Source organism: Bradyrhizobium sp. RDM12 (assembly GCF_051917485.1).
Lineage (GTDB): Bacteria > Pseudomonadota > Alphaproteobacteria > Rhizobiales > Xanthobacteraceae > Bradyrhizobium.
In genome coordinates, this window is the sequence record NZ_CM133064.1 from 3805954 (window position 1) to 3832316 (window position 26363).

Sequence of the window (26363 nt, forward strand, 5' to 3'; positions counted from 1 at the left end):
AAAAAGCCCGGCGAATTAGGACATTGGAGGCGACCGCGTCTGGAAGGCATGTGCCTGTCGTCGACAGGGGCATTTCGCGGTTGACCACGGTGCGCTCGACGGTGCTCGTCGTGGGCACGGTCTCGCTTGGTTGCCTTTGCCTCATGCTGCCGTCACGGACATAGTCCGGATGTGAAGAACTTCCGTCACCGGCATCCCAAAGCTTGTGCTGTGAAGTGGTGATGGAGTCTCGACGAGGATGAAACAACGTCCGTGCCCCTCGGGTCGATAAAAATCGTTCCCGGAGCGCCCCACCAGCAACGTCAGGCGCGGGCCTAAGACATTGGAGACTGTCACCTCTAGAAGGTATGCCTCCGCCGACGACAAGCACATCCGCCCGGTTGACTGCAGCGCCCTGGTCGGGTGGGCACGCCTGTCGCCTCGGATTGACGCGCCTTCGGCCGAATAGCGAAGACGACGCAGCGTCACCGTGTTCGCCAGCCGCGGGTCATAGATCGAGCTGAGAGGATCTGATCCTTGCTCCGTTTCGAAACGACTCCCTCGAGTCGGACGCATCTGCCGGAGCGCCGCCGGGCGGGCTTGCACTTCGCTTCGTTTCAAAATGAATGCTCTCGGGTACGGACTCATCTGCCGAAGCGCCGCCGGCCGGGACCCACTTCGCTCCGTTTCAAAATGAATGCGTCCGGATGCGGACGCATCTGCCGAAGCGCCGCCGGCCGGGATTCACCTCGCTCCGTTTCAAATTGAATGCGTCCGGATGCGGACGCATCTGCCGAAGCGCCGCCGGCCGGGACCCACCTCGCTCCGTTTCAAAATGAATGCGCCCGGATACAGACGCATCTGCCGAAGCGCCGCCGGCCTGGATCGATCTCTTTCCGCTTCAAATGAATACGCCCGGGTACGGGCGCATCTACCCCTGGCGATTGCTCTCTCGCCACGGCCGCCGGCCTTCCGTTCCCGACGGGGAGCCGCTCTTCATGTGGGGCAAGAGGGTGCGGCGCAGGCCAGGTCTGCGAGGCCGCGTGCAACATCGATTGGTTGCTTTGGAGCGTCGCGACCACCGGCACATGCATCCTACAGTCGCCGCGCATTTTCGCGGTTGAATACGGTGCTGTCGACGGTGCTCGTGGTGGGCAGGGGTCTTGTCGCCGGCGAGATCAATCACAGCTACACAGTCAGTCTTGCGGGGATTCCCGGAACTTGCTCGGAACCAAGGGCGAGGCTAGATTTGTGCCTCGTCGGTCGGTTTCCGGCGTGGCTCCGTCTGTTGGCGGTGGTCTTTCCGCGTTCTCGCGGGTCTGCCAATTTCCGCGTTTTTTTAGCGGCTCCGAACCCGGGCATTGCTGTGCCTGGGCGGCAGGCGTCGTCGTAATTTTCACGACGGCTCGATCACCCTTGGTCTATCCCAACTGAACGGAGCTTTCCATGTACATCAAGATCGCCGGTCCTACTGCGTCCGATACGCCGACCTATTCGAGCGGCATTCACGCCGAGCGTCCCGCGGGCCTGCAGCTCGATCTGCGGCGCGGGGACGCGAATCTCGTCCAAACCCATAGCATCGCACTCGTGGTCAGAGGCTGAGAGCGATGATCATTTACACCGTGGATGCAAAGATCAAGGCGGCGCTCGTCGCAAGCCTGACGGCGCACGGTACCGATCGCCTGGTGCTGGCGGGCTTGGGCCGCGTGTCGCGTGAGAACAGCGCCGCCGCAACAGCCTCCATCATCGCGGTCTGGCCGGCGGAGCCTGAAGGTAGCTATCGCATCGCGCTCAGCGACGTGGCCGGCTACATCGTCTGGCGCGCTTACATCTGCGCTGAGATCGGTGCCGGCCGCGGCAGGCGCGAAGACATCGCCAAGTACCAGGCGGCCCTCGGGGTCCAGACCAAGGCCGCCTACAGCTACGTCGCCGCCATAGCAAAGGGCAGCAGCATGCGGCCGTGCTGCGGCTCGGCCTGGTCCGACAATACGCGGTGGGTGGTCTGTAGCGGCGATGCAGAGGAGCCGCGCAGGCGTTGGGCGCGCTCGGCCTGGGCAGCGCGGGCTCGCGCGCACAGGATCCTCACGGAGTTCGGCCTGTCGTTGCCCAGGCAGTCCACCTGGCGACCGATCGCAACGGCGTTGTTCGACGAACCGGTGTGCGTCGTGCCGCTCGCGCCGGAGGACGATGCGGCACTCTCGCTTCTCGCCTGAGGCCCGCGCCCGCGCGCTGCGGCTCCTCCTGACCCCGGCCGCCGGCACCGCCTGATCGTGCCGACATCGACCTCATGCCCGGCGCCGCAAGGCTACCGGGCTCGGGGCATCAGAGGGCGTCGCCGGTGCGGCGTCGAGAGGAGGATTAGATGACAACGTGGGGCGAGCGGAAAGTGTCTTTTGGCATCACCGACCTGGACGGCAGGGAATGCGGCTGCATGTACGAAGTCATGACGTTGTCGCATGACAACAAGCTCTATCTCGAGTGGATCCCGACCAGCAACGGACAAATGAATTGTCAGAAGGGTCACCTCAAGCAGGTCGACAGAGCTATCGCCAAATTTTGGTGACGGCCGGGGCCGGTCAGGCGGCTTCGGTTGTGGGCTGACGGTCGGTCGGCTTTGCGATGACCTCGATCCCGTTGTTGAATGTCACACCGAGAACGAGTTTTGGCAACTGGTTGTGGCGATCGAGACGACGCCAATTTTTCTGGGCGCCCTCGACCAGTTTGAAGACCATCGCGAGCGCGGTCTTGTTGGATAGACAGCCCTTCGATCGGATCGTGCGGTGGCGCACGGTGGCGAAGGTGCTTTCGATGGGGTTGGTCGTGCGCAGGTGTTTCCAATGCTCGGCCGGGAAGTCGTAGAAAGCCAGCAGCGTGTCTCGATCTTTGCGCAGGCAGTCGGCCGCCTTCTCGTATTTCAGCGTGTAGCTCTCGATGAAGGCGTCGAACGCCAGCTCGGCTGTGGCCTTGGTTTCGGCCATCCAGATCTCCTGCAGCGCGCGTTTGGCTTTCGGGTGCTGGCTCTTCGGCAGCTTGGCAAGTACGTTGGCGGTCTTGTGCACCCGGCAGCGCTGCTCGCGCGTTTTCGGCCAGACCTCACCGGCGGCCTTCCAGAACCCGAGTGCGCCATCGGCGATGACGAGCCGCGGGGAAGCATCGAGCCCGCGCCGCTTCAGATCGAGCAGCAGATCGCGCCAGTCGTGCGCGCTCTCGCGGGCGCCATCGGTGAAGCCGACCAGTTCCTTGCGGCCTTCCGGCGTCGCGCCGATCAGCACCAGGATGCACTGCTTTTCGTCCTCGAGGCGGGCTTCGAGATGGATGCCGTCGGCCCAGATGTAGACGTAGCGTTTCGCCGACAGATCGCGCTTCTGCCACGCGGCGTGCTCGTCGAACCAGCCGTCCTTCAGGCGGCCGATGGCGGATGCCGACAACCCGGCAGCATCCTTGCCGAGCAGCGCCGCCAGCGCCTCGGAGAAATCGCCGGTCGAGATACCCTTCAGATAAAGGATCGGCAGCAGCGTCTCGATCGACTTCGACCGGCGCATGTAGGGCGGCAGGATCGACGGTGAGAACCGGATGCGGCCGGGATCGCCGGCGGCGGCCGTGCGGTCGCGCACACGCGGCTGGTGAACGGTGACCGGACCGATACCGGTCATCACCTCGCGTTCCGGCAGGTGACCGTGGCGGACGACGCGCTGCTGACCGTCCTGGGTCTTTAAATCGGCATGCTTGTCGAGGAAGTACGCGACCTCGGCCTCGACCGCCTTGGCAAGCAGCGCACGGGCTCCATTGCGTAAGATTTCGGTGAGTTGATCGTCGAAGAATCCTGGCTGAATCAGTCTGGTGACGTTATCGTTGGGCACGGCATATCGCTCCTTTGGTGGAGAAGTGGAGGCGTCAAGCACCCCCACGATATGCCGCCTTCCCGATTCCCGCCGTCACCAACTTTCGGCGATAGCTCCAGGTCGACTCCGTCGAATCCGGTATGGCGCTCGGCGCTGAGTTGACCGAGAAACACCGCGAGCAGTGCGCGAAGCTGACCTCCGCCCGCAAGGCGACTGCTGACGATGTCCGCGACCACTACAACCGTCGCGGATGCGAGGTCCTCATCTCGGCCAAAGGCAAGGTCAACTATCGCCCGCACGTCTACGACTTCGGCCGCAACACCGTCGGTTGGAAAGCCGGGAAGTTCGTATCGGACTACCTGGTTGACGATGCTGGCATCGTTCACCTGACGTGAGCAGATCGAAGATGACGAAGCTGCCGCCCCGCGCCGCCCGCGTGAAGGCGCCGGACCCGATGCAGCTTCGGCGCCTGACGTAGCGCCGGGATGTCGATGCGCGGATATTTCTCAATCTCGCTGGACATCGTCGCGATCCAGCGGTCGCCGTAGTCGTGGACGGCGTTCGAGTCCTTCGGACGGTGACCGCTGATGAAGCCCTCAATTTCGCGATCCATCTTCACGTGGCGCGCCATCGATTTGAACAAATGCCTCCACGCATGATTGGGCTGAACGTTCCGGATCCCGAGCCCACGGACCTAGTCCGCCACACGCGCGGCTGTCTTTTTTGAACTGGGGATTCGCCGGCTTGCCGCCGCGCGCGCGCCGGGTCCTAGAATAAAGGCTTGCCGAGCTTCTCGCGCTCCGCGACGTAGTCCAGGAATCCTAGCGTTTTCTCGCATGATCAAAGTACACCCAGGTTTAATCGCGCTCAGTTGCGTCACCGAACTAACAAATATCACTTGTTTCAAAATCACCTTGCGAACGTCCGGTTGGTTGTCACCCCAAATGCGATCACGGTCGGATGGGGCAATCTCGCTCCACAGGGCAACTAAACGGAGCGACAGAATGTCAAAACCGAAAGATATGCAGCGCATCATCCGATCTTATAAGGATGAGACCGGAAGCCAGACAATCGACATGAAGAAAGTTGCGGCGTGCGCTAACCCTAAGGGCCGCTGCCTAAGCCGCAGGACCCACTGGACTTGCTCGCCAAGCAATTCACCGAGGCGGCGCGCGAAGGAGTCAGCCACGACAAGGAAACCGGAAAGCCGTTCTGGGTCCCCGCGCAGCAAACGACGCGGCCGCGCGCAAATCGCACGCTCGCCGAGCTCAGTCGCCTGAGCTTCGCGTCCGAATGCATGAAGTGCTTCCGGACGGTCTCGTTGACGCGCGAGGAGGCGCGGGCGCGCTACGATCCCGGATCACTGTGGAAGCCCGTCGCGTTGCGGCTGCTCGCCGACGGCTGCATGCACCGGACCGAGCGTCACGAGGAGGACGGTTGCGGGCCTGACTTGCGGTCGTCAGGCAAGGTCTCAAATTCTTCTCCTAGGTCCCAAATCGTTCTTTTTCGAGCGCCCAGGTCTCATATTCTTCCCCAGTCAGATCGCATCGTATCTCACCCGCATCATATGGTGCGATAGCTCTGCTGGGGCTCCGAGCGCGCCGCAGCCTGTAGTGCGTGAGCTATGTATACCTAAGCCGAATTAGCTTCCCCAAAAATCAGGAATCTTAGTCATTCCAATGGTTCCGCGCATATCCGCGCCAGACGAAATGCTCGATGTCGACGGCGTGCCAATGCTCCGCGTTTGCCTGGTCGGCGTAGCAGTCGAGCGCCACCGAACGCCGCTTTGGCGGCGGCATCGTCGGCGTTCTCGATTTTCATCGCCAGGTCGTACCTCGGGATGTGCCGGCCGGCGCGGGGCGTCACGCTCTGGATCTGGCCGATGCAGTGCGGGTTCGTCGTCGTCGGCATGGCCACGAGCAGACGCTCGCCGAGCCGGTGGGACACCGTTCGTGGAGAGGATTGCGTGCCAGTCCGAGTGAACAACTTTCACCATCGCACCTACTGCACCCTCTCCCGGTGGTGCTTGACGAGCATGCCGAGCAGCAGTGCGCGCTCGTATTCCGTCAGATCTGCGACCCGCACAGTCTCGACGCCGTTCGGCCCGGACCGCTCGACCGTCTCCATCTTGGCCATCGTCTGCATGGCGGATTTGACAGCCGGCGACTTGGCGACTTCTTCAGTCATCATGACAAAATCAGGAACTTGTCCGTCATCTGCGTAGCCTCACATATTGAACCGGCGCCGGCATCCGCGAACGCCCGGCATCGCCCACACGCCGGCGCGGCCGGAGGTCGCGGGCCTCGCCGGCGACGACAGCGAGCAGCGCCATGACGGCGAATCCGATCAGCGCGACCGCATCAGAGGTTCCCTGCGTCGATCCCGATCTCGTCGCCGGCGTGCTCGCCCAGGCGGTAGACCCGCTGCGCCGTCCGGATCCAGCGGCACTTGCGGTCGAACCAGATCACCGCGGCGGTGCATATGTCGTCGCCGTCCTGGAAGGCCGGGTCCGGGTGTCCCTTCACCTTGCCGCTCACGACCATTTTGAATTCATTGCCGACCGCCTCCACCTCGCTCTGCCACTGCTCGATGGTCGGCGCGTGCAGCATCAGCCGCGGCGAGGGATCGCGGTCCCACGTGTAGTCGGCCATGTCCCGCGCGAGGGTCTCCTTGAATCCTGTGTTCGACATCAGTGCCTCATTGCGTGTGCGTCGCGGGCTTCAAGCGTGGCTCGGACGATCTTCTGCAGCTTGCGCATGGAGAACTTCGCTTTTTCCCAGGCCTTCGCCATGACCTGCAGCTCGTCCGGGGCGAACGGCGCCACGAACCCGCCCCACTCATCTTCCTTCAGCATGTCGTCGACGATGCTTCCGGCCAGCAGCGGCAAATCCACGAGCCGCGGCGCCGGCACCTTCAGGATCCTGAATCGATCGCGCAGGAAATCCGGCAGCGCGCTGACGTCGTTGGCAGTGCAAAGGTACAGGCATCCCGAAAGATCCAGCTCGGCATCGAGGCTGGGATCGCGAAAGCGTGCCGCCGTCTCTGCTTCGGTGAGGCCCGCGAGAGCTTCCCATAGTGTACCGTTCAACCCACCACGCGGCGAACCCTTGTCGAGCTCGTCGACCAAGATCAGCGGGTTGCCCGTGCGCGACGCCAGCACCGCGCGCGCCGGAACGCTCGGCTCGGTCGTCGACCAAGATTTTGAAACGCCGCCGAAATGGTTGTCGCCGGATGCGCCGCCGTCCACTCGGTGCACATGCTGCACCCCGATTGCCGCCGCGAACTTGCGCACGAGCCGACTCTTGGAGCAGCCCGGCGGTCCCACGAGGATCGTCGGCCGCAGGCGCGCGGGCTTGCCCTCGCGCAGGTCGCGAAACAGAGCGCTCAGCGCCGCTGAGCAGTGCGGAAACTGGTAGCCTAGCTTGCGCTGCGCCTCGGTGAGGTTTCGTGCGACGGCCAGCGGCAGCGGCTTGTCGAGGATGGACTCGAACGCTCTGGTGTTGGGACCGAGCTTCGTCGCCTTCGCCCTCGGCATGACGACCAAGGTCGGGCCCGGGTAGGGCGCCGAGAACCATCGCGGCGGCGCGTGCGCGAGCTGTGGCTTCTGCATTTCGGTCAACTCGGTCTCGGCGAGGCTGTGCATGGACAGCTGCTGCGGCCGGTCGGCGAAATCCCCGCGCGCCGCCCGCCACCAGATGCGGAGGCGGTCGCGTAGGTCGGAGTGGTCGTCGGAATCCATGTCCGAGCAATCGAGCGCGGCCTGCAGCTGCGGCAGGATGCCTCGAAAGCTTGCCGGGCGGCTCGGGCTGCACCTCAGCATCGACCAGGCCAGCGCCAGCTCGCCCGCGGCGACCGTACCCCTCGCGTAGAGGGACTCGATCAGCTCCGGGATCGCTTGGGTGATCAGCGCGCGATCGCCGACGAGCGTACGCAGGTCGTCGGCGGCCCCGGCGCCGATGGACGGGTGGCTCTGCTCGAGCAGAGCGCGGAACGCTGCGTCCCATGTGGGCCGCCGCAGCGTAGCGAATGCGGGATGTGTCATGGGCGTCTCCTTCGCGGGCACCGGCGCGCTCTCGGCCCGGTCCTCTTCGATCAGGCGGAGCAACTCGGCCCGAGCGGCGGCGGGGCGACTGGACGAATCCTTCGGACGAGCGTATGCCAATGGTGCACCAAGTTGCCATCACTAGAGACACCGTAGTGGCACATCAGGTGTGACGAAGCAAGGATGAGCTACCGACATGGTTAAGGATTTGAAACCGAAACCGACTTCATTTCCAAGACCCGTCCCGAAGAAGGACGACCCCGCGGACGGGAAGGGCAATCGACTGACCCTGCGCATGCATCCGGACATCATGGAGTTGCTGTCGGCGCGCGCGCACGAGCAGGGCGTGTCCAGGTCTCACCTGGTCGAGCAGATCCTGGTCGGCTTCATGCGCCTCGACCCCCGCAACCCGAAAATGGACGCCGTCGGCCGGATAATCGACGGGGCCGAGACGCCTTTGGCGCTCTACGATAAGCCGCTCCAGCTCGCTGCCCGCTGGCAGAAATTCACCGAGGCGCACACCTTGGTCATCGGTACCCGCCCCGTTCCGACCTCATGGAAGACCGGTCGGGGTACTGGGACGCGCCGTCGCATGCCGCTCGAGAGCCCGACGAGGAGGAGGCCATCCAGGAGAGAGCGCAACGCGGCCGATGGGCGCGGCGCCGCCTGCGGAACCCGTGACGATACAACTCTTGGAACGTCGTTCTGAGTTGAATCAATAGGTTGGGTTTTTTTGCTCGCCGTTCCCAGCGATTACCCACTAGCGAGCGTTTGTGGGTAATCACGTCCTTGCCGCCTGTACACTTACGGTCTATGCTCCGGGGCGGATCGACCGCATGCACCCAGCTCAGAGCACCAGCACCGAAGGATCTGCGCGCCGGGCTTCCCATCCGATGGCGACGCGCGTCGTCGAGCCGCGCATCGACCATGCCATGCTCGAGGCCCTGCCTGAGACCGAGCGCGCGTCCTACTGGAAGGCACGCCAGAAGGTCCGGATACTCGAGAAGGCACGGGATAAGGCGGCCGAGCGCCGCGTACGGGACGATCTCTGGATCGAGGACTTAGCCAACAGTTTTCTCGACATCGGCGATATGGATCCTTTGAGGTTCGAGCGCATCTCCGATGCTCAGCTGGCCGTCGGTGCCGAGGTCCAACTCAGCCAGGCCAGGCGCTTGCGTAAAGATGCCCTCTGGCTGGCGCGCGATCAGGCCGAGACCGATCGGCTGCGCGGCCTGAACGACCGGACGCCGGACCAGGAACGCGAACTGGCGAAGCGGCAGGCTGAGACCGCCTGTGAGCGCGATCTCCGGATCGCCTACGACGCTTTAGCCTCCGGGACCGTCAAAACGAAGAATCTTAAGCCCGCGGAGAAGCACTACAGCCCGCGGCAGCGCCAGCTCGTCCGGGCGGATACCAACCGAAGGAGTATCTACGCCGCATGGCCGACGAGCCGCGCGACCAGTCCCACATCATCGAGCGCCGCGAGGCGGACGGGGTCGTCGTCACCCGCCATCAGAGCGCCAGCGACCGCTTCGACCCCGGCGGGCGCGGCTTCGTCGGCCAGCCCGGCTATGTCGGCGGATCGTCGACACAGGAAAATGGCGGCAGCTGCTGGCAGAACGCGTTCGTCGAGAAGGGCAAGCGTTCGGAGACGAGCGTCCTGGACCAGCGTTACCTCGCGGCGACCCCGAAGGCGCCCGGCAAGCGGCGGAAGGTTATCTCCAAGGACAAGGTTCTCCAGCGCATCGCGTACCTGGACGGGATCGGCAGAACTCCGAGGAGATAGCCGCCGACGATCTCGTCAATGAGACCGTGAGCCGCATCAAGGGCGCGCTGTACATCCTGCAAAACGACACCCGCCACTGGACCGGCGACAACAACGACCGCCGCCACGTCCACCAGGCGAAATGGGTGTCTCTCGACCAGATCCACGGCAACACGCGCACCGACTGCCGCGAGATCATCCGCGTGGACAAGGACTACGTCTTCGAGTCCTGGGATGAGTGCAATGCCTACCTGAACACGCTCAAGGTCAGGCCTCAGAAGGTCAACTACGTCCGCGACGACGAGTTTCCGGAGCGCGTGACCAAGCCGCACTGGATGTACTTCCTGCCTGCGGGGAGCGGCGTTTGGTACGACGAGCCGACTGGGATGGCCATGCTCGAGGCCGTCGCGGCCGCTCTGACGATCGATGCCGGTGGCGACATCGGCGGTCTGGCGAACATCGGCGACTGCAAGCAGCCGACCTCGCCGCGCGTCGTGAGCATCGAAGTCGAGACGCGCCCCTCTATGACCTCTCCGAGCTCTGCAAGATCCTGAACGTCGACCTGAAGGCGAATTTGGCCGTCACGATGCGGCAGCAGAGCGTCGCGCACATGGAAGCCGCTGGCATCTCGAAAACGCAGTCCGGCCTCATCTATTCGCTGGCGTGGAAGCGCGGCATCGAGCTTTGCATGCTGTGGGAGAGCACGAAGCAACTCCGCGTCGACGCCGATCTCGACCGCCGGATCCTGGGCGAGCAGATCGCCGAGGCCGTGCGTGAAGACCGTTGCATGGCCGACCAGCTCGGTCAACTATGCGCCTCCGCCCGCGATGCCGCCGAGAACAGCATCCGCGTCGCGGCAAAGAAGGCCGCCGAATCCTATGGCAAGGGTCCCCGCGCTTCGAGCCGGGGTATGACCTGCGCGCCGCCGAGGCTGAGGTCGCCGAGAAGGTCGCCGAGGTCCGCGCGAACGCGCCCGCCGACCTGACCCCTGCCGAACTCAAGAAGCTGGAGATCCGCGCCGCCCAGGTCGCCGGCCGGGTCTACTGCAATCGCACGCAGGTCCAGCGTAGCGTGCGCCGGATCGCCGACGCCATGCTCGAGATCTCCAAGACTGCGGTGCCGGACCGAAAGTCCGTCAAGACGCTGACCGGCATGGATATCCGCACCGTGGGCACCCACTGGGACGCCGCCGTCGCCCTGAACGCGGCGAATGCGATCGTTGCGGTCGTGCTCGACGCTCCGCCGACCGTTGCCGCGCCCGAAAACGAGGCCGTCACGACCCCTGCGACCGCGGATGCAAAATGCTCCGATGTACGGGGGTAACTGGAACAGGCCGCAGGGAGGAGCAGCCCGATCAGCCCGCCGACGAGACCAACGGGCGGGCCGGAAGCCCACCTGTCGAGACGCTGACCCTCGAAACCATCATCCCGGGGACCATCCTGCCCCTCGTCAACGCGCTCCGGCCCCGGAATACGGCCTCCGGCACCCCGCCGATCGGCGCGGTGCTCCTCAATTTCTGCCGACCCGGGGTCCGGGTGTACCGCTCCAAGCTGGGAATCCGGAAGCAAGAACGCCTCCGCTCGAAGGGCCGGCCGGCCCACGATAAATACCGACAATCGATCATCGATGACATCGACGCATGGCCGGAGGCGCTGCCGGCCTGACGGCCACAGACCTTCGGGTCTCGGTCGTGCAGCAACAGCGACCTTGGGACAGTCGCATTGTCCAGGCATGCTGAGGAGATCGACGACATCGTCGCGTGGAGCCGACCAACAGCAACGCCGGACACACCTCATCATTCGAGCGCCGCAGGCTCGTTGGCTCGATCGCAACGCGCGCGGCGCCGTCGAGGGCAAAGCCTCCGGCCGCAGCGTCTGTTGTCTTGGGCTTTGCCGACGCCTCCTCTAGAATCCTGGATCAGGATGGCGGGTCACCGGCACTGACGAGAGGCAAACCAGCAGATGAGCCAAAAGTTGAGAGACGAAGACGTCGACCGGATCCGTGAGATGGACTCCGTGCGCGGCACGCATTTTTTCCGTGATCCGGATCGCGCGGACGCATCGTTCGTGAAGGTGCGTCGCCGTGTGCCACCGGAGGTCCGGAGAGCCCAAGGCCGCATGCGGACGGCGCGCTGGCGCAGCGCCATGGACTCGCGCAAGGCGCCGACGGCAGAACAGATCGGCATGGCCATGGTCATGGCGTTGGCGACGACGAGCCGTCGGTCGGACCTGACCGTAGACGACCGGCAGCTGGTCCAGGCCGCGCTTCACTACCTCGGAGGAACGGATTCTCGATCGACGAAGCGAAGTCCACAATGCGCCGCCTGCGCAACAAGCTGCTCGATCCGGCCGGCCACGAGGGCGAGTCATCGCCATAACCGCCGCCGAACGCCAGCGCCGCTGCCGCGCCCACAGGCCGAGCGTGGAGAGCCCGCCGTCGCCGCGTTCGACGCGGCGCTGCGTGAGCACGTCCTTCGAACTCCACCACGACGGCCAGTTCTCGATCGACATTCCTGGCGTTCGTGCAGGCCGTCGTCGACCGCCTCAGCGCCGCAGGCGCTGCCTCCGAGCGCGGATGCCGCGATAAGGTGCGCACGCTCCTGGCCAAGGCGAAGCAGCTGGAGGCCGGCCATGCCGCAGTTTGATCCGAACCAAATCAACCGGAATCCCGTGCCATCGCCTCCGCCAGAGGCCGCTTGCGGCCGGTCCGTCAAGGCCATGGCCTGAACAACAAGCGCTCGGTCGCTCGGAGCGCTGGAAGTACGTCAACCGGCCCTCGCCGTTCATCCTGCGCAAGAGCGCGTCCACTATGGAGTCGCGAAGTCCGAGAAACACTTCCGGACCGGGCGAGGCCTGACGCCGAGGTCGCCAAGGCTCGATGACCGGATGCAGGTGAAGCCCGAACTTCGTCGTCCTCGAACAGCGGATTGCTCAGGCCGTCGCCTTCTGAAGCCGATTTCCTAAGGCCTTTTCTGGCGGCGTCATGGATTTTGCGCGCCGGCGGCCGGGGTCTCCTCACCGGGCGTAGCGCGGCGGTTCGGCAGCGAACGCTGCGCCGGCTGCCGGGCAGGGAACTCACCCTTAAATTAGCTTCCCATCCATCATCGACCTCAGGCAGCGATGCAACATTATCACACAGTAACTTACGGTATCTTGCCGTATCTTACCGTGCGATCGCTCGGCTGCGTCACGCGTGACGCCGTCACCGGTGATGGCTCAAACCTCGACACCCCCCGTTACTACCCAGGTAGCGTCACTATTGATTTTTACTACCCAGGTAGCGTCACTATTGATTTTTGGGTTTGTCTGATTTCGCCGCAATTCCGCTCGCCGCCAGCCAGGCGAACCCAGCGGCAGACGCGCGCCAGTCGAACCGGTCGATGGGCTCGACGAACCCGAGCCGGATCAACGTGCGCGGGGCTCGCGCATGAACGCTTTCGTAGGATCTCGAATTCGTCGGATGCACCTGGCGGCCGGATCAGACAGAACGAGGAGTTGCGGTCGTAGCGGCGGAGCACCGCTCCACGCGCGATGGAGACCAGCAGATGCAACGGCGCTGACGTCAGGCGAGGGATGTCAGGCTGGGACATCGGCGGTTTCGCGCAAACCGCGCTTGCCGAACACCACCACGTGCTGCCGACCCTGACCGAGCGGAATGCGTAGAGCGAGTCCGGCGTCGAGGAGGAGGGAGAGACAACGTCGTTGAGAGTCTCGGCGGATTCGGCGTGGCGCGGGTGCGGCTGACCCGGAACGCGCGCCCGTTCCGGTGAGTGGTAAACGCCGCACGATGTGAGCGAGCAGTGCGGCGTGCCGTTGTGGACGTTGGCTGGGTCCAGGAGCGACATGTAAATTGGGTCGTGGACACAGCGGATGCCGCGTTTGCCAAGCGGCTTGTAGCGCTCGCCCAGCGCGGTCATGAAATCCCCGGCTGGGTGGCAGCCCGGAGTGAAGTAGGCGAACACGCTCGCCGCAGTCGTCGATCGTCGGCGGCAGCGGGTCAGGCATCTTCCATTTCGACTGGCCGCGATGCCTTCCAGGAAGTCTCGCTGTGCCTTCGAGAGCGCGCCGGTGTTTTCGAGGTGCATGGCGATGGAAATGACGAATCCTGCGGTGCCAATCTGCATCGGCCTCGACCGCAGGTACCCGACGGCTACCGCATTGCGCGGGTCCATCGTGTAGTCCGTTGTGTTCATGCTCGGCTCTTCAAATGCTGCCGGCTTCGACGGCATCGTCGGCCGACGCGGACTCACGTTCGGACTGATCAGCCCGGCGGCCTGGGGGATCGGCTTCGCTGCCCCCGCCTCGATCTCCGGCGTCAATGCAGTCGGCGCCGGGCGCGGACCCGGTTGCACCGGCCGCCGGATCAACAATCGTCCATCTTCGTCGTGCGTATCCTCGTCATCGACGGCAGGATCCGCCATCGGCTGAGCGACGGTGCCGACCGAGGGCGTTGTCGGACGAAGATCCCGCTGCGCCGACTCTGTCAGGCGCCGCGCGGTCTCCGCCGCGTGCGCTTTCGCCGACCGAGCACCAGAATAGCGAGCACCTCTGGAGGCGCCGGCAACGGTCGCGGCGGAGGAGATTCTGCCGAGCCCATTCATCGCGTTGCCGAGGGCCGTCCGCGATGCGCTGCCACATCTCCGCGATCATCTTTGGGCGATCGAGGGCCCACGCAGCGCTCTCCTCGGGAGTCCGCATCGGCGGAGCCTTCGGCCGAGGGAGTGCCGACGTGGACGGCGCCGTGACCACGGGCGCCGGCGCCGGCTCGGCGGGCTTCGGTTGGGGGCGGGGCGTGAATCCTTTGATCAGCAAGGCGTTGCATCCAGTCGGTTATTGCGCTCGGTCAGGTCGAGCATGCCCGTGATGATTGCGTCGCACTCCGCGAGGTGCTTCTCGCGCTTGGCCTGCCGGATTTCGAACCTGCGATTCTCGACGCGAGCCTGAGCGTCTCGGCAGCGTCTCGGAGTGCGATCAGATTCATCTCGCGTTCAACGATCTTCAGGCGCATGTCACCGAGGATGCGATCCTCGATGTCGGAGAGCCTGTCGTTGGCGGCATCGACGTGCGGCCCGCAGGCCGCCGTACTCGACCCTCAGCAGGCGCCTGCCGCCAGGGAGAAATGACCTGCGGTAGAACTTCCGAATGCCGGCCTTGATGTATTTCCAGCGGCGGTCCTTCTCCTTTCGCTCGCTCACAGCGGGTCTCCTCCGGTGGACTGCGGACGGGGATTGGCGAGTGCGTCACGGCGGCCGACGTAGGCGCCGTCCAACCAGGCCATGATAAGGTCGCCAATGCGCTCTTGCGGGAAATCGGCCATCCGCAGGAACATGATGGAGCCGGCGGCATCCGCACGGTGAACCAGCCGCGGCCGGTCCGGGCGCAGACGGTGCGCCGGACCGTGAAATCGCGGCCGAGCACCGTCAATGGCGTCTCGGTCGTCACGACCACGGCCTCCGGCTGGCGGCGGATTTCGTCGAGAAGCACGTTGTTCATTAGGTGCACTCCTTGAACTCGGGGGTTGTTTGCACTGCCGACACCGACGGACCCGGCGGCGGTGCGCCGACCAGAAATCGTCGCGACACCGGAGGCAGCGCTTGCAGCGCGGCGTTCGGCCCGCCATTCTCGAACGAGGAGGCCGATGGGCGAGACCTGTGAATACGTTTTGCCCGTAGCTTTTGTGACAGCGACACGTCGGGGCGAGCGCTCACGACGGAGAGAGGAACATCCACAATACGTCAGCCTTCGGCCAAACGACGGACCACAGCCGTCGGCGCCGGACCAGAGAGGCTGGCGTGACGTGAAATTGAAGGCAAGCTCCATCGGCCAAGCGGCGGCGGCAGGCATAGCCGTAGAGGCCCGATGCCGGTCGTCTGGATCCGGTCCGACAAGGTCGAACTGTGTCACTTCAGACTTCCTAGTTACATCACTACGCACACCATATGTTCAGTTACTGAAGCGGTCAAGCGACCCCAAAGTGCTTGGGGCGGGGCTTTGGTTTTGCTGGCCGGCGTGAGAGGGTGCCCGCAATCAAGAGGAGGCTGCTCATGAAGATGATTTTCGCTGCCATCGGTGCCGCGCTGCGGGCCGTCATCTCGTGCATGAAGTTCGTGCTCTCGATGCCCGGAAAGTTGCTCGGCACGGCGTTCGGTGGGCCGCTCGCGGGACCGCCTGCCGGCGACTCTCCGGTCGTCGAAGACCTTGCTAGGCGCGTCGCCGAGGAGGACGCGAGGACCCGCGAGAATTGCAGGAAAATCGCGGAGGCGATCTGGTATTGGGCGATGGATTCCTTGATCGCCGGCGACCCCATTGCTGTCCCGACGTGGCTCCCGCGAGACGTCCAGGCGTGGTTACCAGGCGTGACCGCGGCGGAGGCTGAAAGGCTGGTTGCTGCTGATAACGCTGCAGTTCAAGCGCATTTTCGCGGTCTGTACGGCCTGCCGGGTGTTCGCAAGGTGCAGAAGCTGGTTCCCGTCAAGTGGCCGCCGGGGCCTCTCTACGTCGAGCCGACCCCGGGGTGGGCGTCACAGTTCGCTATGCCCGTGCCCGGCCGCGCGCCCGCTTGAGAGCGAGCATCTTGATCTTGCGGAGCTTACCCTCGGCCTTCTCGGCACGGTGCACCGCGTGCTTGCGGAGCGCCTCCGACAGGTCAAGGGTCTTCTCGAGCTGCTCGCGGTTGTAGTTCGCCCATGCGCTGGCGTTGGCCTGGGCAGCGTTCTGCATGCCGGAGACGAGCGCGCCGGCGATCGTCATGGCACCACCGACGGCGGCTCCAGTGAAACTCGGGGCGTGGAAGGCGGTGTGGCTGTCGCTCATGATGCGACTCCTCGTATGGTTGAACATGTCGTATCTACTGATATTGACATTAGTGGCACATAAGCATTAACGTTGCGCGCGGTCAACGGATCCTATTTTACGGATCGCGCTGATTTCGAGTCCTGCAGGAGGCACCGAATGAGCGACGCAAAGGCCACCACGACCGCCGCGCTCGCGGCGTCTCCGTTCTCTAAACATCACCGCAGCCTGCTCACCGAGCTGCTCGCCGGCGCTCAGGAGTTGACCGCCAAGATCGAGAGCGCCGCTTCGGTGACCGAGCTCTCTACTAACCTCGAGAGCGCCAAAGCCGCGCTCCTCAACTGCGCGCGGCACATCTATGAGCACTTCGAGACACTGGAAGCTAAGGTGAAGGCCGAAACGGACGCCAACTGGATGAGCATCAACACCGCTTTGGGGAGGATGAAGTGACGACTTGGTTCATTTCGGACCCGCATTTCTTCCACGCGTCCCCGGATAAGCCCGACGGTATCATTCGGATGTGCGCATCGACACGGCCGTTTGCCAACGGGCGAGAGATGAATTCTGCTCTTGCAGATGCCTGGCGATATCGTGTCGCGAACAATGACGACGTGATCTGCCTCGGCGACTTTGCGCACCGCGCCGATCCGACGGCACTCAAGAAGCTTTTCGAATCTTTGCCGGGACGGAAGCACTTGGTCGTCGGCAATCACGACGATGATGTCACCAAGAGCCTCGGTTGGCAGTGGGTAAAGGACATCGCGTTTGTGACAGTCGAATCCACGAAGTTGGTCCTCTGCCACTACCCGATGCTGAGCTGGCCCGGCTCTCGCAAACCGACAACACTCCAACTCTGGGGTCATCATCACGGCAAGCTGCGCGGCAACAACCAGTCGTGCGACATCGGCGTCGACGTGCTGGGATTTGCGCCGGTGAGGTTGTCGCAGATCAAGGCCCATATGGCGATGCTGCCGCCGCGCGTGGATCCCGAGGCGGGCGACGACTTCGAGGCCGTAGGAGTGAAGCCGTGAGCGTCATCCGCATGCATGTCGCCAGTGATTTTCACCACGACCACGCCGGCAACCGGATCACGAAGCGTCCGTACGTCCAGGCCGACGTGATCGTCGTTCCCGGCGATGCCATGGAGCCCGGATCGCACGCGCTGCGGCTGGTGCGGTGGATGTACCCCGACTTGTCGATTCCGGTGATTTACGTCCCCGGGAATCACGATTTCTACAGCGAGTCCAATCCGAAGCAGGTCCGCTTGGACCCGACGACGCGGACGACGTGGGAGGCCGAACGCGCCACTATGCGCGAGGTTGCCGCCGAGCTAGGGATCCTCTACGGGGACGACGACGTCATCCCATTGGAGATCAACGACGAGCCTCTGCGTTTCATCTGTAGCACGGGATGGAGCTCGTTCGCGGCGCGGCCGCCCTACATGATGTTCGGCGAGGCGGTGATGGAAGCCAAGAAGTGGATGCGCGACTACAGGGCGATCAAGGTCGGGCGGGGCCGCTCGAAGGACCGGCTGACGCCGGGCATGACGATTGATGCGCACAAAAAGTCCGTCGCTTTCATCGAGCAAACTTTGGCTGAACCCTTCGACGGCGAGACCGTGGTCGTGACTCACATGTGCCCTTCGTACCGATCGCTCGCAAAGTGGGATCCCGAGAAGCCGCGCGAATTCCAGCATCTCGACTGGTGCTACGCGTCTGATTTGGAGAAATTAATGCGCGGCGACAGCGCCCCGGCAATTTGGTGCCACGGTCACGTTCACGAGAACCGCGACTACGTGTGCGGCGACACGCGCGTTGTCAGCAACCCGCGCGGATATCCGGACCCGCGTGGCCCCGGCGGCCGCGAGAACCCACACTTCGATCCGTTGTTCGTGGTCGAGCTCGAGCCGAAGCCGAAGTTGGAATGGAAACCGTGAGCGCGATGCGTGGCATCCCGCGGGGCTACGTCTGGATCCGCCCCTTCGACAGCACGGCACTGCAGATCGTGCAGGTCGGCGGGTGCGCCTGGCAGGGCGGGATGACGCACTCGACAATGATGGAGAAGGCCTGATGCAGTCACAAATGTTCGACCCCCGGATTACGCCGACGGCTACGGCCGAGATGCTGGCAGACGGCGATCTGCACGACGCCATCAACGCTATGCGCCGCGGCGTGGTCCGCCAGTGGCCGTATGTCGAGCGATTGTGCAAAATCGATGATGCCCTCGTGTGGGCCGTCGACGACGAGGGCGAACGCTACGTGGTTGTCCGCGGCCTGGTCTGGACGATCCCGGATCTGGTGCTGGCGGAGCGTAAGATCCGCAACGCGGCGCTCGAGGCGTTCGCTCGGTTGGATGACTGCTGGAGCGCGGCCTGATACTGGAAAAAAGTCCGGGAATTAGTTTTTAGCTTACTCGGTGTCGAAAGCGGTTCTACGCACCTAGGAGCATGTGGTCGATACGGCTGGCGTCGGCGCTGAGGGGGCAAAGAACCGTGGTCTCCACCAAGACGAACTTGCTGAATCTGCATCAAATGTTCCTGAGGGCCATTCCGCCGACGAGAAGGACGTCGCATCTTGAAAGCACCAAAATATTGCTCGCGAGGTCTCTCGATCGCGCTCCTGCGGATGCGCTTTACCCAATCTCGCCACTTACGAGTTTATCGTCGGTAACGTGCGCAGCTTCATACACTGTCACTAACCTGACAATGTCAGGTCTGATTGCTAGAGCGCACAGTCAAACTCCAAAACGTTAGAGTTCTCGACGATTAACGACGGATCGCGCAGTGCAGTTTCGGATTGAACAGAGCCGCACCCTGTTGAAATCGTGGAGAGCGATCTGGTTTTTCAGCCCGCAGTAGCTTGCCAAAACTTCAATTTTGGTTGGTTTTGCAGGGAAATTTCCGTCGGTGGGAAGCTAAACTCTCAGACGTCAACAAAACATCGGATTGACCTCGGACCTCTTTTGCAACTTTTCCTACTCGTGACGGAGCACAATGGCGCTGCTGTCCCGAAGGAGAAGATCAGATGCCTGACTGGATTGTGATGACCGCAAGTGGCCAGATGCCAGCAAGATGCAAAGGCCGGTACCGCCGCGTGGTCGTCGTCGAGGTCGAGCAGGTCGGTTTCGCTCCGAGGATGATCAGCGAGCGCGCGAAGGGCGTCCGCCGCATCGTCAGGGACTTTGGCCCGTGCAGCGTCGGAAAAACGGAGGCCTGCGCCTACCGGCGCGCCCTCGACGCCGCCAACGCTCTCGCCGAGCGGCTCCGCGGCGAGCACGCCGCGGCAATCGCCCGCATCGCCGATGCTCTGAATGGCGGCACGCCGCTCTCGGCAGCGGAGATGGCGATGCTCGACTGACGCTACCGACTTTGCGTCTCGCCCGGCGCAGGCCCGCCTGCTTTGGGCCGTAGAGGCAACGCCTCGCAACAGCAAGGATCCGCCAATGCCTACCTTCTACGTCATCAAGTCCCTCAACGACCTCGGCGAGTCCGTCATGCTCGCCAATTTCCTCGGAGACGACCCCGCCGACGCTTGGAACGCGGACAACACCTCCGCGATGCGCCACACGCACCATGATGAAGCCAAGGCCGCGCTCGCCTGGTTCTACAAGCGCTGCCTCGAACTCGGCGCGAAGAACTTGGCCGGCACCTTCGAGCGCGCGGTCGTGTGCCGCGACACGAACCCGCCGTCCGAGAATCCGCGCAAGCGCGGCCTCGGCTCGACACCGAACAATGGCGAGGAGGGCGTCGACGCCGAGGGCCGCCGGTACGTCGTGTGCGGCATCCACGCGCCCTCGCTCGTCGAATGGTGCATGGCCGGCGGCGGCTACCATCTCCGCGCCGGGCTGCCGGCGATGGCTAACTTGCTGGCGGCGACGTGGCAGCTTCCTGCCTGGGTCGCGAACGCGATGTTGACCCGCCGCATGCCCTACGCGATCGACGGCGACACGGTCGTCATCGAATACTAGTCGCCACGCATCGACTTCACGCCCGGCGCCGCAAGGCCACCGGGCTCGGAGCGTCAGAGGTGCCGCAGTCGCGGCGCCGAGAGGAGAGGCCACAATGACCATCAAGCACGTCGTTGAACTCAACGTCGGCGGCCACGCTTTTTCGCGCCGCTACGATCCGAGGCGGTCGCTCGCGCCGTGGTGGATTGGGTGACCCAGTATGGTATGGGCATCAGGGACGCGCGCTACCTGCGCGATGGCGCCTTCGTTATGTCGTCGGACGATGTCGAGCTCGGACCCGAGCGCGCGGAGTGCGAAGAAGAGCTGGGCGAATTCGTCGACTGGTTCACCGCGAGCCAGAAACAGGCGAATGCGAGCCGCTAATCGCAACCTACCGAACGAGATGGCGAACCGCATGCTTGTCGAACTGGAGGAGTGACGAAAATGCCCCACTTCGTACTCCTGGAGGCGACGTTCATTGAACGCCGTTCAAACGCGAGCGGTGATGCCGAGTGGTATGAAGTCGACGGCAAGACATGCGGCATCAACCGCTGGCGCGCGATCAGCGACACCGCTGCTTAGTGCCTTCAGGTCCGGATCCAAATTCGACATGTCTGCGTTCGCACGGGTCGACTGATCCATTGGCGTCAGGGGATCCTTCAGAGCCAATTCCTTCGCAGGCGCAATCGCGGTAAGGCGCCCAAAACCCTGGCCTCACGGTCGGGTTTGCTTTGCTGGCGAGCGGCTCGGGCAACACGCCTTCCTGGTCCAGGTACGCCTTGATCAGAGCCTCGGATCACACCTTCATGCCGGCCGTCTTCTCGCGCATTCTTTGGCCGGTCAGATATCATTTGCGCGTCGTCGCTGCCGCTTCTTCGCCGTCGTTCTTCACTTTGTGAGACAGATCAGCGACGACGGCCACGCCGCTGACGTGCTCTTCGATGAGGTCGCCGACGGGAGAGCGGACGAGGCGCGGATTGAACAACGCTATGCCGTCAAGAGCGCCGTCGGCGCGCATGCGCTGCAAGTGTCGGTTTAGACTTTCGGATAAACGCGCAGGTCCTTGATCTCGAGACCGATGCCGCCCGGCTTGGCGCGTTGCTGCGTGGCGAACACCCACTCCGTCTTCGTTCCCGCGGTGCCAGCGCCGTGGTTGTAGTTGATGGCCTTCTGCCAGTCGGCCATGGCGCCCCGGCGACGCCGTAGACGACCGGCGGCAGCGGCAGCCAGAAACCCTCTTTCCCCGTCATCTGCGCGGCCGTCCACTCGGCGCGGCCCGAACCTGGCTCGCCGAATTCCGTCCTGCTCCTTCAGATTGTCGCGCAGCAGTTCGACGGTAGACAGACGACGCTTGCCGGTGAACGCCACCCACCAGAGACCCACCTGATCCCGGCAGTAACTGCGGGGAAGCCCGGTACGCGCTCGTGCGCTGCGCAGTATTTCTCGTGAGCGAGCAGTATTTCTCGTGAGCGATCAGGGTGGCCGCAACCGCGTCGACGTCGAGGTTGGCCTTGGCCTGGCGATGCGTCTTCCGGCGCTGCTCGATCTCCTGCATCGCCGTGGGATCCGGCTTTCCGGCGTTCACGTTCTCCCACCACGGCGACATCTTCTCGGTCAGCCCGCTCTCGTCGGGATGCTCGGCGGCGGCCCAGCTGATGGCGGCCTTGACGTACTCTGTGCATTTTCTGGCGCTGACGGTAAGACGAGACCCATCTCGCGCGGCGTTCAGCTGCACGCGGTCGAGCTGGAGGACCGGGGCGATCCCGAGATACTGATAGCTGGCCTGGCCGAACGCGCGCCTCACATCGTCGTTCGTGGCTTCGCTCGGCGGCTTGGTGCGGTCGTTGATCCAGCGGTCGTGAGCCAGGAACCCCTGATACCCGACGCAGACCTGTCCGAGCGTCCAGCCGGCGGGCGTCTCTTCGGCCGGCGTCTCGTCGGCGGAAACGGGGGTGTCGGTCTTGGCGTAGCGCAGTTCGGTATAGACGTCGGTGGCCCTCTTCCGGGCGGCCGCTACCGACAGATAGTCGGGGCCGCGCTCGCGGATGCCGCCGACGTGCGCAGCTTCTTTTTGGTGCACACCATCCATTTGACCGAGCCGCCCCGGCGTCGAAGCTGCAGCTATGGCAGCGTGGTGTCTGCCCAGATGTCGTTGACCTTCTGGTTCTCGCCGACCCCGATCGCCTTGCCGTCGTCACGGTCGAGGCACTCGCCCCTGGCCGCCTGAAGAGCGTCACGGACGTGCCTGGACGAGATTTCGACGCGGGAAACTCATCTATAACGTACTCACCCTTTGTACCCGCGCATCGCCCAGAATCTCGGCGGCGGAAGGTGATCAGGAGCAGTTTGCCACCATTCTTTTGCGGCTAAATCTTGGAAATAGCTGACCTCGCTCGCCCTGGAATGTGGGGCACGGGAATCATGATCCTGGAGTAGAGGGCTCGAGTTCCTTCGGGAACTAAAATCCATGACAATCCCGCGGCGGCCCCATCTGTGACCTATTACAGTGTGCAGCCCTCCAGTGAGCGACGCGGCTAACCCGCGTTGGCTTTCAAACCTGCCGCCTGGATCCCCGCGACCGCACAGGTCTCGTCATTGTCGGAGGTGTCTCCGGAGACGCCTACCGCGCCAAGCAGTGTGGTGCCGTCCATGATCAGTACGCCGCCGGGGACCGGCACCAGCGCGCCCTTGGCGATCGTGTTCATGGCATCGATGAAATAGGGCTGTTCCTGCGCCCGCTGCAACAGCGCGCGCGAGCCCAGGCCCATGGCGAGCGCGCCATAGGCTTTGCCGTGGGCGATCTCGGCGCGCATCAGGCTGGTGCCGTCCTGCGCGGCGGCGATCTTGAGCACGCCGCGGGCGTCAAGGACGGTGACGACGAGCGGCTTGAGCTTCAACTCAGCCGCCTTCGCTAATGCGGCGTCGAGGATCTTTCGGGCGGTGTCGAGCGTGAGGTCAGCCATGGCTGGGTTCCTTTGCGATGGGAGTGGAATTGGTTGTGGCGCGATCGAGGCTCATCGCCAGCACGCGCGCGACGTGAAGCGCCTCTCGCTGGGTGCCGTCGCGAATCTGGTGGCGGCAGGAGGTGCCGTCGGCGACGACCAACGTCGCCTGATCAGCCCTCCGCACAGCGGGCAGCAATGACAGCTCCGCCATCTCGATCGAGGCATCATAGGTATCGGCGCCGTATCCGAACGCGCCGGCCATGCCGCAGCAGCTCGACTCGATGGTCTCGACCTCGAGGCCGGGAACGAGCCGCAGCACCTGCTCGACCGCCTTGAAGGCGCCGAAGGATTTTTGATGGCAATGGCCGTGGACGACGGCTTTGTCGGCGAGGGTGCCGAGCAGCAGTTGCAGGCTTCCGGCCTCGGCCTCGCGCACCAGAAACTCCTCGAACGTCAGCGCGTGGGCGCCGACGGCCCTGGCGTCGTCGTCCTTGCGCAGCGAGGCGAGTTCGTCACGCAGCGTCAGCAGGCAGCTCGGCTCGAGGCCTATGATCGGCACGCCGCGCGCGGCAAAGGGCGCGAAAGCCGCGACGAGACGATCGAGCTCGGATCTGGCTTCATCGACCAGCCCGGCGGATAAGAATGTGCGGCCGCAGCACAGCGGGCGCTTGCCGCTGGCGGGCTTCGGCATATGCACGCGATAGCCGCCGGCCGCGAGCACGCGCAGCGCGGCCTCAAGATTTTCGCGCTCGTAGATGCGACTAAAAGTGTCGGCGAAGAGAACGACTTCGCGGCCGGTCTCCGGGCCGACGCTGTCGGCAGGCGGCACAAACAAGTCGCTGCGGAAGGCGGGCAGGGCGCGGCGCCCGCTGATCCCGGCAAAGCGCTCGAACAGCTTTCGCAAGAGCGGGCTTCGGTTGCGCAAGTTCGCGAGCGGCGCAAAACGCGACGCGAGGCCGGCGTAACGCGGGAGGTAGCCGACCAGCCGATCGCGCAGCGTCAGACCATGCGAGGCAGCCCGTGCGGCCAGCACCTCGATCTTCATCTTGGCCATGTCGACGCCGGTTGGGCATTCATGGCGGCAGGCCTTGCAGGAGACGCAGAGTTTCAGGGTCTCCATCATCTCGTCGGAGGACAACGCGTCGGGGCCGAGCTGGCCGGAGATCGCGAGCCGCAAAGTGTTCGCACGGCCTCGCGTGACATCCTTCTCGTTGCGCGTGGCGCGATAGGACGGGCACATCACACCGCCCTCGAGCTTGCGGCAGGCGCCGTTATTGTTGCACATCTCGACCGCGCCCTGGAAGCCGCCGCCAGCGCCGGGATAAGCGGACCAGTCGAGCTTTGTCTTGAGCTCCGCGACGCGATAGTCCGGCTTGAAACGGAACAGCGAGCGGTCGTCCATCTTCGGCGCGTCGACGATCTTGCCGGGATTGAGCACACCGTCGGGATCGAACCGGTGCTTGACCTCCCTGAAGTCGGCGACGAGGCGCTCGCCGAACATGGTCTCGTGGAATTCGGAGCGCACCAGACCGTCGCCATGTTCGCCGGAATGCGAGCCCTTGTACTCGCGCACCAGCGCGAACGTCTCTTCGGCGATGGCGCGCATCGCCTTGACGTCCCTCTCCAGCTTCAAATTCAGCACGGGCCGCACATGCAGGCAGCCTTCGGAGGCGTGCGCGTACATCGTACCGCTGGTGCCGTGCCTGGCAAACACCTCGTTCAGCCGCGCCGTGTAGTCGGCGAGATGCGGCAGCGGCACGGCACAGTCCTCGACGAAGGAAACCGGCTTGCCCTCCTGCTTCATCGACATCATGACGTTGAGGCCGGCGGCGCGGAAATCGGCAATGCCGCTCTGCAGTGCCGGCTTGGTGATCTCGACCACGCCGCCCCATTTGCGCCTGTCGTTATTCCAGCCGAAGCCGAGATCGCCCATCAACTCGCCGAGTTGCTTGAGACGCGCGAGATTGTCGGCCTGGTCCTCCTCGGCGAACTCGACCACCAGCACGGCATCCGGATCGCCCTTGATCGCAGCGGAGATGATCGACTGGAACATCGCAATGTCGCGGCCGAGCGCGATCATGGTGCGGTCGACCAGTTCGACCGAGATCGGCTTGAGCTTGACCAGATGCTGGGCCGCGTCCATCGCCTCGTAGAAGCTGCCGAAATGGCACACGCCGAGTGCCTTGTTGCGGATGACAGGCCACAGCTTCAGCTCGACCTTGGTCGTGAAAGCGAGTGTGCCTTCGGAGCCGACCAGGAGATGCGCCATGTTGTTGCGAGCATTGCGCGGCGTAAGCGCATCGAGATTGTAACCACCGACGCGGCGCTGCACTTTTGGGAAGCGCATCGCGATCTCGTCGGCCTCGCGTGAGCCGAGATCAAGCATGTCGCGAAACAGGGCGCGCATGCTGTCGCCGGCGTCGAGATCGGCGAGATCGCGCGAGACCTCGCCGAAGCGGCTCAGCTTGCCGTCGGCGAGCGAGGCCTCCAGCGACAGCGTGTTGTCGCGCATGGTGCCGTAGCGGAGCGAGCGGCCGCCGCAGGAATTGTTGCCCGCCATGCCACCGATGGTGGCGCGGGACGCCGTAGAGACGTCGACCGGAAACCAGAGGCCGTGCTTCTTGAGCTGGCGGTTGAGGTCGTCGAGCACGATGCCGGGTTCGACCACACAGGTCCGGCCCTCGACGTCGAGCGACAGGATGCGGTTGAGGTGTTTCGAGAGATCGACGACGAGGCCATCGTTGACGGTCTGGCCGCATTGCGAGGTGCCGCCGCCGCGCGGGGTGACCTTCACGCCTTCGTCACGGGCGATCGCCAAGGCCCGCAGCGCCTCGTCCATGGTCTTCGGGACGACGACGCCTGATGGCACGATCTGGTAGAACGAGGCATCTGTGGCGTAGCGGCCGCGGCTGAAGCCGTCGAACAGGACATCGCCTGTCATGTCCGCGCGCAGGCGCCGTTCGAGCGAGGAGGCGTTGGTCATCCCTGATCCCGGATTGATCCGACAAGGCCCCCGGCCCCGTCGGATTATTCATTCTTGTTTCTGACCGATTA

General features: G+C 64.1%; 34 protein-coding genes. 20 read left to right on the top strand and 14 right to left on the bottom strand.

Features of this window, described 5'->3' with window-relative positions; genetic code table 11:
* Window positions 1-1425 precede the first annotated feature (1425 nt).
* From ACTGJ9_RS18350 to ACTGJ9_RS18360, 3 genes are all read left to right on the top strand, one after another.
* Complete coding sequence (locus tag ACTGJ9_RS18350; RefSeq protein WP_456678185.1) at window positions 1426-1581, top strand: hypothetical protein; 156 nt, start codon at window positions 1426-1428, stop codon at window positions 1579-1581.
* 5 nt (window positions 1582-1586) lie between these two features.
* Window positions 1587-2192, top strand: coding sequence for a hypothetical protein (locus ACTGJ9_RS18355; RefSeq protein ID WP_456678186.1), 606 nt, complete (start codon window positions 1587-1589; stop codon window positions 2190-2192).
* Window positions 2193-2341: 149 nt separating this feature from the next.
* On the top strand, window positions 2342-2542 hold the full coding sequence (locus ACTGJ9_RS18360; protein WP_456678187.1) for a hypothetical protein: 201 nt from the start codon (window positions 2342-2344) through the stop codon (window positions 2540-2542).
* Window positions 2543-2555: 13 nt separating this feature from the next.
* Here the strand turns inward: ACTGJ9_RS18360 and ACTGJ9_RS18365 are convergent, their stop codons facing one another.
* The gene (locus tag ACTGJ9_RS18365; RefSeq protein WP_456678188.1) at window positions 2556-3839 is read right to left on the bottom strand and encodes an IS256 family transposase; all 1284 of its coding nucleotides are present in this window, start codon (window positions 3837-3839) and stop codon (window positions 2556-2558) included.
* Window positions 3840-3961: 122 nt separating this feature from the next.
* On the opposite strand from ACTGJ9_RS18365, the gene ACTGJ9_RS18370 reads away from it, so the two are divergent.
* Window positions 3962-4216 (top strand): hypothetical protein, encoded by a 255-nt coding sequence (locus ACTGJ9_RS18370; protein ID WP_456678189.1) that lies wholly within the window; start codon window positions 3962-3964, stop codon window positions 4214-4216.
* Here the strand turns inward: ACTGJ9_RS18370 and ACTGJ9_RS18375 are convergent.
* The 4 genes from ACTGJ9_RS18375 to ACTGJ9_RS18390 all read right to left on the bottom strand — a co-directional run bounded on the left by ACTGJ9_RS18375 (window position 4204) and on the right by ACTGJ9_RS18390 (window position 7863).
* Window positions 4204-4440, bottom strand: a complete 237-nt coding sequence (locus ACTGJ9_RS18375; RefSeq protein ID WP_456678190.1) for a hypothetical protein — start codon at window positions 4438-4440, stop codon at window positions 4204-4206. The two genes, ACTGJ9_RS18370 and ACTGJ9_RS18375, sit on opposite strands and share 13 nt — an antisense overlap.
* A 1382-nt stretch (window positions 4441-5822) precedes the next feature.
* A complete protein-coding gene (locus tag ACTGJ9_RS18380) occupies window positions 5823-6011 on the bottom strand; it encodes a hypothetical protein (RefSeq protein WP_456678191.1) in 189 nt (62 codons plus the stop codon).
* Between the two features lie 170 nt (window positions 6012-6181).
* Entirely contained in the window at window positions 6182-6511 is a 330-nt protein-coding gene (locus ACTGJ9_RS18385) for a hypothetical protein (RefSeq protein ID WP_456678192.1), read from the bottom strand.
* Window positions 6511-7863, bottom strand: a complete 1353-nt coding sequence (locus ACTGJ9_RS18390) for an AAA family ATPase (RefSeq protein ID WP_456678193.1) — start codon at window positions 7861-7863, stop codon at window positions 6511-6513. The genes ACTGJ9_RS18385 and ACTGJ9_RS18390 overlap by 1 nt, the downstream gene beginning before the upstream one ends.
* Before the next feature lie 196 nt (window positions 7864-8059).
* Here ACTGJ9_RS18390 and ACTGJ9_RS18395 point away from each other — a divergent pair, with 196 nt between their 5' ends.
* From ACTGJ9_RS18395 to ACTGJ9_RS18420, 6 genes are all read left to right on the top strand, one after another.
* Window positions 8060-8572: a hypothetical protein gene (locus ACTGJ9_RS18395; protein ID WP_456678194.1), complete on the top strand. Its 513-nt coding sequence runs from the start codon at window positions 8060-8062 to the stop codon at window positions 8570-8572.
* Between the two features lie 729 nt (window positions 8573-9301).
* The gene (locus ACTGJ9_RS18400) at window positions 9302-9649 is read left to right on the top strand and encodes a hypothetical protein (RefSeq protein ID WP_456678195.1); all 348 of its coding nucleotides are present in this window, start codon (window positions 9302-9304) and stop codon (window positions 9647-9649) included.
* A 26-nt stretch (window positions 9650-9675) separates the two neighbouring features.
* On the top strand, window positions 9676-10182 hold the full coding sequence (locus ACTGJ9_RS18405; RefSeq protein ID WP_456678196.1) for a hypothetical protein: 507 nt from the start codon (window positions 9676-9678) through the stop codon (window positions 10180-10182).
* Window positions 10183-10202: 20 nt separating this feature from the next.
* Window positions 10203-10613 (top strand): hypothetical protein, encoded by a 411-nt coding sequence (locus ACTGJ9_RS18410; protein WP_456678197.1) that lies wholly within the window; start codon window positions 10203-10205, stop codon window positions 10611-10613.
* An 86-nt stretch (window positions 10614-10699) separates the two neighbouring features.
* Window positions 10700-10951 carry a hypothetical protein gene (locus ACTGJ9_RS18415; protein ID WP_456678198.1) on the top strand — a complete coding sequence of 84 codons (252 nt, stop codon included), beginning with the start codon at window positions 10700-10702 and terminating at the stop codon, window positions 10949-10951.
* Complete coding sequence (locus tag ACTGJ9_RS18420) at window positions 10930-11292, top strand: hypothetical protein (protein WP_456678199.1); 363 nt, start codon at window positions 10930-10932, stop codon at window positions 11290-11292. Before ACTGJ9_RS18415 ends, ACTGJ9_RS18420 begins: the two co-directional genes overlap by 22 nt.
* A 240-nt stretch (window positions 11293-11532) precedes the next feature.
* Here the strand turns inward: ACTGJ9_RS18420 and ACTGJ9_RS18425 are convergent, their stop codons facing one another.
* The 3 genes from ACTGJ9_RS18425 to ACTGJ9_RS18435 all read right to left on the bottom strand — a co-directional run bounded on the left by ACTGJ9_RS18425 (window position 11533) and on the right by ACTGJ9_RS18435 (window position 14956).
* Complete coding sequence (locus ACTGJ9_RS18425; RefSeq protein WP_456678200.1) at window positions 11533-12138, bottom strand: hypothetical protein; 606 nt, start codon at window positions 12136-12138, stop codon at window positions 11533-11535.
* Window positions 12139-12896: 758 nt separating this feature from the next.
* A complete protein-coding gene (locus tag ACTGJ9_RS18430; protein WP_456678201.1) occupies window positions 12897-14048 on the bottom strand; it encodes a hypothetical protein in 1152 nt (383 codons plus the stop codon).
* 770 nt (window positions 14049-14818) lie between these two features.
* Window positions 14819-14956: a hypothetical protein gene (locus tag ACTGJ9_RS18435; protein WP_456678202.1), complete on the bottom strand. Its 138-nt coding sequence runs from the start codon at window positions 14954-14956 to the stop codon at window positions 14819-14821.
* Between the two features lie 715 nt (window positions 14957-15671).
* On the opposite strand from ACTGJ9_RS18435, the gene ACTGJ9_RS18440 reads away from it, so the two are divergent.
* On the top strand, window positions 15672-16190 hold the full coding sequence (locus ACTGJ9_RS18440; protein WP_456678203.1) for a hypothetical protein: 519 nt from the start codon (window positions 15672-15674) through the stop codon (window positions 16188-16190).
* Here ACTGJ9_RS18440 and ACTGJ9_RS18445 read toward each other — a convergent pair.
* The gene (locus ACTGJ9_RS18445) at window positions 16159-16440 is read right to left on the bottom strand and encodes a hypothetical protein (RefSeq protein WP_456678204.1); all 282 of its coding nucleotides are present in this window, start codon (window positions 16438-16440) and stop codon (window positions 16159-16161) included. The two genes, ACTGJ9_RS18440 and ACTGJ9_RS18445, sit on opposite strands and share 32 nt — an antisense overlap.
* A gap of 138 nt (window positions 16441-16578) precedes the next feature.
* Between ACTGJ9_RS18445 and ACTGJ9_RS18450 the strand changes: the two genes are divergently transcribed.
* From ACTGJ9_RS18450 to ACTGJ9_RS18490, 9 genes are all read left to right on the top strand, one after another.
* Window positions 16579-16869: a hypothetical protein gene (locus tag ACTGJ9_RS18450; RefSeq protein WP_456678205.1), complete on the top strand. Its 291-nt coding sequence runs from the start codon at window positions 16579-16581 to the stop codon at window positions 16867-16869.
* Complete coding sequence (locus ACTGJ9_RS18455) at window positions 16866-17450, top strand: metallophosphoesterase (RefSeq protein ID WP_456678206.1); 585 nt, start codon at window positions 16866-16868, stop codon at window positions 17448-17450. Before ACTGJ9_RS18450 ends, ACTGJ9_RS18455 begins: the two co-directional genes overlap by 4 nt.
* Entirely contained in the window at window positions 17447-18355 is a 909-nt protein-coding gene (locus ACTGJ9_RS18460) for a metallophosphoesterase (protein WP_456678207.1), read from the top strand. The genes ACTGJ9_RS18455 and ACTGJ9_RS18460 overlap by 4 nt, the downstream gene beginning before the upstream one ends.
* Window positions 18343-18489 carry a hypothetical protein gene (locus ACTGJ9_RS18465; RefSeq protein ID WP_456678208.1) on the top strand — a complete coding sequence of 49 codons (147 nt, stop codon included), beginning with the start codon at window positions 18343-18345 and terminating at the stop codon, window positions 18487-18489. The genes ACTGJ9_RS18460 and ACTGJ9_RS18465 overlap by 13 nt, the downstream gene beginning before the upstream one ends.
* On the top strand, window positions 18489-18794 hold the full coding sequence (locus ACTGJ9_RS18470) for a hypothetical protein (RefSeq protein ID WP_456678209.1): 306 nt from the start codon (window positions 18489-18491) through the stop codon (window positions 18792-18794). Before ACTGJ9_RS18465 ends, ACTGJ9_RS18470 begins: the two co-directional genes overlap by 1 nt.
* Before the next feature lie 648 nt (window positions 18795-19442).
* Window positions 19443-19775, top strand: coding sequence for a hypothetical protein (locus ACTGJ9_RS18475; protein ID WP_456678210.1), 333 nt, complete (start codon window positions 19443-19445; stop codon window positions 19773-19775).
* Window positions 19776-19860: 85 nt separating this feature from the next.
* The gene (locus tag ACTGJ9_RS18480) at window positions 19861-20385 is read left to right on the top strand and encodes a hypothetical protein (protein ID WP_456678211.1); all 525 of its coding nucleotides are present in this window, start codon (window positions 19861-19863) and stop codon (window positions 20383-20385) included.
* A 189-nt stretch (window positions 20386-20574) separates the two neighbouring features.
* The gene (locus tag ACTGJ9_RS18485) at window positions 20575-20748 is read left to right on the top strand and encodes a hypothetical protein (protein WP_456678212.1); all 174 of its coding nucleotides are present in this window, start codon (window positions 20575-20577) and stop codon (window positions 20746-20748) included.
* A 60-nt stretch (window positions 20749-20808) separates the two neighbouring features.
* Window positions 20809-20946 (top strand): hypothetical protein, encoded by a 138-nt coding sequence (locus ACTGJ9_RS18490; RefSeq protein ID WP_456678213.1) that lies wholly within the window; start codon window positions 20809-20811, stop codon window positions 20944-20946.
* Between the two features lie 265 nt (window positions 20947-21211).
* Here the strand turns inward: ACTGJ9_RS18490 and ACTGJ9_RS18495 are convergent, their stop codons facing one another.
* From ACTGJ9_RS18495 to ACTGJ9_RS18515, 5 genes are all read right to left on the bottom strand, one after another.
* A complete protein-coding gene (locus ACTGJ9_RS18495; RefSeq protein WP_456678214.1) occupies window positions 21212-21382 on the bottom strand; it encodes a hypothetical protein in 171 nt (56 codons plus the stop codon).
* A 17-nt stretch (window positions 21383-21399) separates the two neighbouring features.
* Window positions 21400-21549 (bottom strand): hypothetical protein, encoded by a 150-nt coding sequence (locus ACTGJ9_RS18500; RefSeq protein WP_456678215.1) that lies wholly within the window; start codon window positions 21547-21549, stop codon window positions 21400-21402.
* Window positions 21550-21610: 61 nt separating this feature from the next.
* Window positions 21611-22453 (bottom strand): hypothetical protein, encoded by an 843-nt coding sequence (locus ACTGJ9_RS18505; RefSeq protein ID WP_456678216.1) that lies wholly within the window; start codon window positions 22451-22453, stop codon window positions 21611-21613.
* Window positions 22454-22898: 445 nt separating this feature from the next.
* Entirely contained in the window at window positions 22899-23327 is a 429-nt protein-coding gene (locus ACTGJ9_RS18510; RefSeq protein ID WP_456678217.1) for a GlcG/HbpS family heme-binding protein, read from the bottom strand.
* The gene (locus ACTGJ9_RS18515) at window positions 23320-26292 is read right to left on the bottom strand and encodes an FAD-binding and (Fe-S)-binding domain-containing protein (RefSeq protein ID WP_456678218.1); all 2973 of its coding nucleotides are present in this window, start codon (window positions 26290-26292) and stop codon (window positions 23320-23322) included. The genes ACTGJ9_RS18510 and ACTGJ9_RS18515 overlap by 8 nt, the downstream gene beginning before the upstream one ends.
* Window positions 26293-26363: the final 71 nt, after the last annotated feature.